General features: G+C 41.5%; 4 protein-coding genes and 1 pseudogene. 4 read left to right on the top strand and 1 reads right to left on the bottom strand.

The window, feature by feature from the left end:
* From L652_RS0120640 to L652_RS0120625, 4 genes and pseudogenes are all read left to right on the top strand, one after another.
* On the top strand, positions 1-1,077 hold a 1,077-nt coding region (locus L652_RS0120640; RefSeq protein ID WP_024603370.1), incomplete at its 5' end, for an IS4 family transposase.
* Positions 1,078-1,087: 10 nt separating this feature from the next.
* Positions 1,088-3,084, top strand: a pseudogene (locus tag L652_RS01000000124230) (insulinase family protein); the annotation flags it as partial.
* Between the two features lie 197 nt (positions 3,085-3,281).
* Complete coding sequence (gene cysE / locus L652_RS0120630) at positions 3,282-4,100, top strand: serine O-acetyltransferase (protein WP_002958786.1); 819 nt, start codon at positions 3,282-3,284, stop codon at positions 4,098-4,100.
* 35 nt (positions 4,101-4,135) lie between these two features.
* Positions 4,136-4,816 (top strand): hypothetical protein, encoded by a 681-nt coding sequence (locus L652_RS0120625; RefSeq protein WP_024596086.1) that lies wholly within the window; start codon positions 4,136-4,138, stop codon positions 4,814-4,816.
* On the opposite strand, the gene xseA is transcribed toward L652_RS0120625, so the two are convergent.
* Positions 4,813-6,144 (bottom strand): exodeoxyribonuclease VII large subunit, encoded by a 1,332-nt coding sequence (gene xseA / locus L652_RS0120620; RefSeq protein WP_024596085.1) that lies wholly within the window; start codon positions 6,142-6,144, stop codon positions 4,813-4,815. The two genes, L652_RS0120625 and xseA, sit on opposite strands and share 4 nt — an antisense overlap.
* Between the last annotated feature and the right edge of the window lie 317 nt (positions 6,145-6,461).

Here is a 6,461-nt window from a genome sequence, read left to right as displayed (position 1 = left end):
CATTCCTCCATTCGAGATGATTTGGGTCATGTCGGACGAGGAGCAAAACAACGAGGCTTGTTAGCTCATAGCGTATTACTGTTTGCGCCAGACACAAAGCAAGTTGTGGGATTAATTGAACAGTCTCGCTGGAGTCGTGATATCAACACGATTGGAAAAAGAGAAAAACACGCGACGACTTCTTACGAAGAAAAAGAAAGTTACAAGTGGGAGTCAGCGTCACGAGCGATGGCAGAGCGGCTGCAAGGACAAATGGCGAACGTGATATCGGTGTGTGACCGCGAAGCGGACATCTACGAATACTTGCAGTATAAACTGACCGAGCAGCAACGATTCGTCGTACGCTCGATGCAAAGTCGTCATATTGAAGAAGGTGAGGATAAGCTCTATGCGTTTGCAAGCGAGCTGATGAGTGCAGGCACCAAACACATCCACATTGCACAAAAAGGAGGAAGAAAAGCCCGAAGCGCAACACTGGATATCACCTATGCGCCAGTGACACTCAAAGCGCCTTACAATAAGAAAGGACACTCCCTCCCAGTTTACTATGTCGGCTGTACAGAGCGAGGAAACGCTAAGAATGGCTTAAGCTGGCACCTATTAACCAGTGAACCAGTCACCAGCAAAGAAGACGCCTTAGCTATCATCACCTACTATGAGCACCGTTGGCTTGTAGAGGAATACCATAAAGTCTGGAAAAGTGATGGTACGGATATCGAAAGTTTACGCCTTCAAAGCCAAGATAACATGGAAAGATTGGTGACGATTAATGGCTTTATTGCGACGCGAATATTGCAACTAAAGTTCACCAATGAGCAGCCTGATTCTCCAAGTTGTGAACAACTGTTATCTCCCAAAGCATGGAAGTTATTGTGGTTAAAGAGAATAAAAACACCATTGCCTGAAACTGCTCCAAATATGTCATGGGCGTATCAGGAACTGGCAAAGTTAGGAGGCTGGAAAGATACCAAGCGCACAGGGCGTGCATCTGTGAAAGTGTTATGGAAAGGATGGCTTAAGTTACAAGCCATCCTGGAAGGCTACGATTTAGCAAAATCTCTTGAGTCAGACTTGTGATCAAGAGACAGCTGCGTGGGAGCCTGCTAAAAAAGACAGAGCGGCGCTTGATTTAATCTCACAGCTTTATTTTTCAAATAATTCAGATTTATATCAAGAGCTAGTGGTCGACAAACAAATTGCCAGCCAAATGTTTACCTATAACCCAGAGACTAAAGATCCGGGTTTATTACACGTATTTGTTAAAGTAGAAAACGCAGGCGATTTAGCCACTGCGCGCGATGCCATTAATCGAACTTATGCAAAAGCACGCACTGAGCTTGTTGATGAGCAAAAGCTAAGTGATTTAAAATCGAATCTTAAATACAGCTTTATTAATGGCTTAGATTCGTCGCAAGCGATTGCATCAACCCTTGCCAGCTACATGCATTTTGAGCGCGATCCTGAGGTTATAAACCAGCTGTATAAATCGGCAGATAACATCACCAGCGCAGATATTAAAGCCGTTGCTAATAAATACTTTACTGATAACGCACGTACCACATTAACAATGTCGGCACTTGATAAAGCCCCAGGTTTTGAGCAAGAAGTTAATTTAAATGCGCTTACTGCAAAGCTTGAACAAGCACCTGCGGCACCTGCATTTAAAGTACTTGATAAAACCAATAGCTCGCCGTTAATCGATGTTAACTTTTTATTCAATACCGGCGCGGCNCTGCCGACCCTCAAGGCAAAAAAGGTGTTGCAGCGCTCACTGCGGCAATGCTTGCACAAGGTGGCTCAGAGGCGACAAGCTATAAAGATATTCAAAAAGCACTTTATCCGCTTGCAGGTAGCTTTGGTTATCAAATAGATAAAGAAATGCTGTCGTTCCAAGGGCGTATTCATAAAGACAATGCAGCGCAGTGGTATTCACTTGTGAGCGATCAATTATTAAACCCAGGCTTTAGAGACGATGACTTTAAACGCCTTAAAAAAGAAATGATCGATGGTATTAAATCAGGCTTAAAAGCATCTAACGATGAAGAGCTAGGCAAAGAAGTGCTATACAGTGCACTTTACAAAAATCACCCTTACGAAAGTTACAACTACGGTGATATTTCGGATTTAGAAGCGTTGACGCTAGATGATGTTAAAGCGTTTTATAACAGCGAGCTTACGCAATCTAAACTCACGGTTGGCTTAATTGGGGCTGTGCCTGCAAACCTTAAAGCTAAAATGATGAGCGATTTTGCAACGCTACCAAAAGGTGAGCAAAGCCGTTTAAGTATTCCTGATGCGCCAGTGCTTAAAGGTCATCATGCAACTATTGTAGAAAAATCGGCACAATCGACTGCTGTATCGTTTGGTTTTCCTATTGATACAATAAGAAGTAGCGAAGACTGGACAGCCCTTTGGCTTGTGCGTTCGTACTTTGGTGAGCACCGTAGTTCTAACAGCTTTTTATATGAGCGCATTCGTGAAACTCGCGGCATGAACTATGGCGATTACGCATACATTGAATACTTTCCACGTGGTATGTTTCAAACCAAGCCAGATGCAAACCTAGGGCGCTCAGAGCAAATATTTCAAGTGTGGTTACGCCCACTTCGCTCTAATAACGATGCGCACTTTGCAACACGTACCGCCTTGTTTGAGCTAGATAAGCTAATTAAAAATGGTATGAGCGAAGGTGATTTTGAAGCTACGCGTAACTTTTTAATTAACTTTGTGCCGCAAATGGTTGCAAGTCAAAATCGCCAATTAGGTTACGCGCTTGATAGCGAATTTTACAACACTGATAACTTTGTAAGTTACGTAACTAATAAACTTAAAACGCTAACGCTTGCTGATGTTAATCGCGTTATTAAAGAAAACTTACAAACAGACAATGTTCACTATGTATTTATTACTGGTGACGGCGCTGGTATGCAAAAACGTTTAGCATCGCAGCAAACATCACCAATGATTTATAACACTAATAAACCTGCTGAATTAGTGGTTGAAGATAAAGTAATTGCTGATTATAAATTAGCAATTCCTGCAAAAAATATTGAAGTGATGAAAGTCGATAAAGTATTTCAATAATTTAAGTGTTTTTTAAGCGTTAAAATAATGCCTCGGTGCTATAAGCATCGAGGCATTTTTATTATTTAATAATGAAACTTAATAAACAGTTATACCTAATAACCAGAACAAATAACTAAGGGATTAACACCTTAGTGGTTAAATCCGTTAGACTTGGGAAAAGGCTATTTTATATCAACTTAAGGCAGTGCAGTATTATGCGTCATGCAATTTGGCAACAGCTTCGCGACGAAGCTAACGATGTAGTAAAACGTGAACCATTATTAGCAAGTCATGTTTATTCATGTGTTTTAAATCATGATTGTTTAGGTTCGGCATTGAGCTTTATTGTTGCTAATAAGTTGGCTGATGCGGTGGTATCTGCATTCACTATCCGAGAGCTGTTTGACCAAGCATTTGTAAAATGTGACCGTATGCTATCTTTTGTTGCTGAGGATATTAAAGCTGTAAAAGACCGCGATCCGGCATCAGAAACCTATCTTACGGTTATATTAAATCTAAAAGGTTTTCATGCTATTCAGGCGCACCGTTTGGCTAATTGTTTGTGGCAACAAAATCGCAAAGAGCTAGCGCGCTTTATTCAAAGCCGTAACTCTGAAGTGTTTGGGGTCGATATTCACCCAGCATGTAAAGTGGGTAAAGGCATTATGTTTGACCACGCAACCGGTATTGTTATTGGTGAAACAGCGGTAATTGAAGATAACGTATCAATTTTGCAATCTGTAACGCTTGGCGGTACAGGTAATGAGCAGGGCGATCGTCATCCTAAAATTAGAGCAGGCGTATTAATTGGCGCCGGCGCTAAAGTACTTGGTAATATTGAAGTAGGTGAGGGCGCACGAATTGGTGCGGGCTCAGTTGTGCTTAGCAATGTTCCACCACACACAACCGCTGTTGGCGTACCCGCTAAAATTATTGGTCGACCGGATTGTGAGTGTCCGGCGCAAAGTATGAACCAAAACTTTTTAGCAAATCCTGAGCCTGAAAACGAATCGCACACGAGTGCAATGCTATAAGTAATAAAAAATAATAAAACTTAAAAGGAATTAACATGAACAAGAATAGTTTATTGGCTCTAGGGATTGGGTTTATTGCGGGTGTAGGTTTAACTTGGAGCTACTTTAATGCAGCTTCAAGTCATCCGGAATCTGTTAAGTCGCAGCCAAGTTATGAAAAACAGAAAAAGCTTCATACTGAACAACAAAGTAATGAGGTATTGAGTAATGCAGACTCTGCAGTACCTGAGCAAGTCGCTAGTATAGAGCCCGCTGAAGACAGGCCTACAACCAATTCAGAAACCCAAATGCTTGATGAACTACCTTTAGAAGAGCAAGTAACTCAGCTTAAGCAGCAACTCGCCGAACAGAAAGCGGCGCTCAAAAGTGTTTTAAAGAAAATGAGGGGCCCTTCAGATTTTGAGCAGATTTTACGTGATAAATTTGAAAATCAAACGCGCGATGAAGAATGGGCTTATCGTACTGAAATGGCATTACAAGATTTTTTATTAACAGCTGATTTATCAATTATTCCTGACGTTGTTAGTGCAAAATGTAAAAAAACAGTATGTGAATTTGAACTTGCCGCCCCCATTGATAACGACACATTTGGTAATGCTCAATGGCGAGAGCTAAACGATAAGTTGATGGAACAAGAGTTTTGGCAACAATTTAAAAGCACTACCTCCACATCGAGCGATAGCGAACTTAAAATGTTGCTAAGTACAGAGCTTTAAATAATTTGTGATTCTATAGAGCCATCGACTAACTCTGTAACTAAAACATCGCCTGTTTTAATTTGCCCCACAGATTTAACTACTTTTCCTTGCTGTGTTTTAGTGATGCTATAACCGCGCGCTAAAACATTAAGCGGACTTACCGAGTCTAACCTGCTTGCTTGCAGTGCTAAGCTATTATTCGCTTGTTGTAACTGATGCTGTATAGCTTGGTTTAGCCTAGCTTGTAATTGCGAGAGTTGATGGCTTGCTGAAGCGAGTTTTTTATCAGGTGATTGGCGCATCAAACGAGGCGTTAAGTTATTGAGTGTGCGTTCTTGCTGATATAAACGATTACGCATAGCTTGTTGCAGCGCAATGCTTAGCTCATCCAAACGTTGTGATTTTTGACTAAGCTGACTACGCGGATGACACAAATTAAGGCGGTGTTGTAACTGCGTTGCTAATGCGCGTTTATCGGCAATACCGTGCTTAAACGCGTTAGATAAACGATTAACCAATTGCGTTACTTTGTTGTGTAACTCTTGCGTATTTGGGCTTACAAGCTCAGCTGCGGCTGATGGAGTTGCTGCACGAACATCAGCAACGTAATCGCTAATGGTTGTATCTATTTCATGGCCTACTGCACTTACTATCGGTAATTCACTTTCAAAAATAGCTCGTGCGAGCTGTTCGTGATTAAAACACCATAAATCTTCAAGTGATCCGCCGCCTCGTCCTAAAATAAGTACGTCAACTTCATCACGAGCATTAGCTAATTCAATTTGATTAATTAAATGTAGGTGTGCTTCTTTGCCTTGTACCATAGCAGGGTAAATGATTACCTCTAGCTGCGGCGCACGGCGTTTAAGTACCGTTAAAATATCTTTTATAGCAGCGCCGGTTGCAGAGGTAATAACACCAATACGATTAATGTTTTGCGGAAGTGGTTTTTTATACGCAGAGCTAAATAATCCTTCGGCGGCCAAACGCATTTTAAGTGCATCGAATTCTTGTTTTAGCTGACCTTCGCCGGCCGGTTCCATATGCTCAACAATAAGCTGGTAGTCACCGCGAGGTTCATAAAGTGATACACGCGCTTTTACTGTAACTTGCGCTCCATTTGCAGGGCGATAGCTTTGGTTGCGATTATTCCCACGCCACATAGCAGCTTTAATTTGTGCTTTATCGTCTTTTAACGAAAAGTACCAATGTCCAGATGCAGGGGTAATAAAGTTAGAAATTTCGCCCGTGAGCACTAAAGATGCAAAACCTTGCTCAAGGATTGTGCGAATTTCTCTATTAAGGCGTGAAACGGTGTAAACCGCCTGCGAAGGCTTCGAAAACATAAAAAACAACCTAAAACTATTTATAAAGCAAGGGTCTATTGACCTTTGTAGATTAAAATTTGTTCAAACTAGGGGCGATTTAATCGCGGCGCGAGGTTTGTAACCTAGTGGGCTAAGTAAAAACCGAGTAACAAAGAGTTAATCGCCCCTAGGCTGAACCCTTTGGGCAGCGCTTGTTTGGAATTGATGCTACGTTATCGCCTATTTATAGGGAATAACCACACTGCATAGGCTCTGCCTTGCCTAAATACCTAACAAACTGCTGCAAATTTAACCTTGAAAGGCTAATAGACCCTATATTATCATAAATATTTGCG

It is taken from the genome of Pseudoalteromonas sp. TB25, assembly GCF_000497995.1.
Classification (GTDB): Bacteria; Pseudomonadota; Gammaproteobacteria; order Enterobacterales; family Alteromonadaceae; genus Pseudoalteromonas; species Pseudoalteromonas distincta.
The sequence above is the reverse complement of the archived record's forward strand: the minus strand, read 5'-3'. Positions and strand labels throughout refer to the sequence as shown.